This window comes from Rhizobium giardinii bv. giardinii H152, from assembly GCF_000379605.1.
GTDB classification, from domain to species: Bacteria; Pseudomonadota; Alphaproteobacteria; order Rhizobiales; family Rhizobiaceae; genus Pararhizobium; species Pararhizobium giardinii.
Genome location: NZ_KB902748.1, coordinates 1 through 1,681, shown reverse-complemented (window position 1 = coordinate 1,681; position 1,681 = coordinate 1). Strand labels below are relative to the sequence as shown.

Below are 1,681 nucleotides of genomic sequence, written 5' to 3'. Positions count from 1 at the left end.
ATGCCCCTCGATCTCGATCATCATAACGCCCCGGACGACGTCTTCAAGGGCATCTGCGCGAAGCATGACCGTGTAGCCGAGGATGGTGCCATCGTGCTCCATGCGTTCTATGCGGGCTCGCACCGTTGCACGTGATGCACCTGTTTCAAGAGCAAGATCCGAAACGCTTCGGCGTCCATTCCCGCGCAAGAGGGCTACAATTTTCTGATCGAGATCGTCCATGCCAATTTGATCAAAACGGTTATCAGTTCGGGTGAAATAGCATGACGTTGTGCCAAATTTCAATATTCAATCTGCCACTCTTGCCCGCTAGTCTGCCCGAAATTTAATGGGAGTAAGTCATGGAATGCACGCTGATCGGCGCCCCCTTGCAAATTGGAGCGGGGCAGCTTGGCTGTGAAATGGGACCGAGTGCTCTTCGCATCGCCGGTCTTCGCACAGCGCTTGAGGAGTTGGGCCATTCCGTAAAGGACATCGGCAACCTTACACCTCGAAGCTTCGACGAAATGCCCCACCCCAATGCCGCGGTACATCACCTTGGAGAGACCGTCGCCTGGGTTGAGGCGCTATCATCCTCTGCCTACGAACACAGCGACAATGGCATGCCCATATTCCTGGGTGGCGACCATGCGATATCCGCCGGCACGGTTCCCGGCCTCGCCCGCCGGGCTGCAGAGCTTGGCCGGCCGCTGTTCGTTCTCTGGCTCGATGCCCATACCGATTTCCACAGCCTTGAGACGACAGCAAGCGGCAATCTGCATGGAACACCGGTGGCCTATTACACCGGCCAGGCTGGCTTCGATGGATATTTTCCCACACTGGTGCACGCGGTACCCACCGAAAACGTCTGCATGATTGGCATTCGGAGCGTCGATTCAGCCGAGCAGGCCGCGATCAAGCGCACCGGCATCACGGTCCACGATATGCGCGTTATCGATGAACACGGCGTCGCTGTTCTCGTCCGGAGTTTCATCGAAAAGGTAAAGGCCGCCAAAGGCCTCCTGCATGTGAGCTTCGATGTCGATTTCCTGGAGCCCGACATCGCGCCCGCAGTCGGTACCACGGTGCCGGGCGGAGCGACGTACCGCGAGGCGCATCTGATCATGGAAATGCTCCATGACAGCGACCTCGTGACGAGCCTCGACATCGTCGAACTTAATCCGTTTCTCGACGAGCGCGGCAAGACCGCGAAGCTGCTCGTCGATCTTGTCGCCAGCCTTATGGGCAAGCGGGTGATGGATCGCCCGACGCTTGCGGGCTGACGATATCTTTTATTGGAGGACAGAATGAACACTGAGCACAAACTGAACATCGTCCCTTTCGTCAGCGTTGATCACATGATGAAGCTGGTCCTGAGGGTTGGTATCGATCGGTTCCTTGTGGAATTGGCGGCCGTCATTGAGGAAGATTTCCGCCGGTGGCCGGTCTTCGACAAGACCCCTCGTGTCGCCTCCCATTCCGAAGAAGGGGTCATTGAGTTGATGCCGACGAGTGATGGAACGCTCTACGGCTTTAAATATGTGAACGGTCACCCGAAGAACACGCGCGACGGCCGGCAAACCGTAACGGCCTTTGGCGTGCTGTCTGATGTCGGCAACGGCTACCCGATGCTGCTAACCGAAATGACGATCCTCACCGCCTTGCGCACTGCCGCGACCTCCGCGCTCGCCGCAAAATATCT

The 1,681-nt window shown here is 57.5% G+C and carries 3 protein-coding genes; 2 read left to right on the top strand and 1 reads right to left on the bottom strand.

Going from position 1 to position 1,681, the window contains the following annotated elements:
* On the bottom strand, nt 1–222 hold a 222-nt coding region (locus tag A3AY_RS38495; protein WP_154663368.1), incomplete at its 3' end, for an Lrp/AsnC family transcriptional regulator.
* A 119-nt stretch (nt 223–341) separates the two neighbouring features.
* On the opposite strand from A3AY_RS38495, the gene rocF reads away from it, so the two are divergent.
* Both rocF and A3AY_RS0132965 read left to right on the top strand, forming a co-directional pair.
* On the top strand, nt 342–1,262 hold the full coding sequence (gene rocF / locus A3AY_RS0132970) for an arginase (RefSeq protein WP_018329934.1): 921 nt from the start codon (nt 342–344) through the stop codon (nt 1,260–1,262).
* A 24-nt stretch (nt 1,263–1,286) separates the two neighbouring features.
* Nucleotides 1,287–1,681 (top strand): hypothetical protein (locus tag A3AY_RS0132965; protein ID WP_018329933.1); only part of this gene is annotated, 395 nt, incomplete at its 3' end.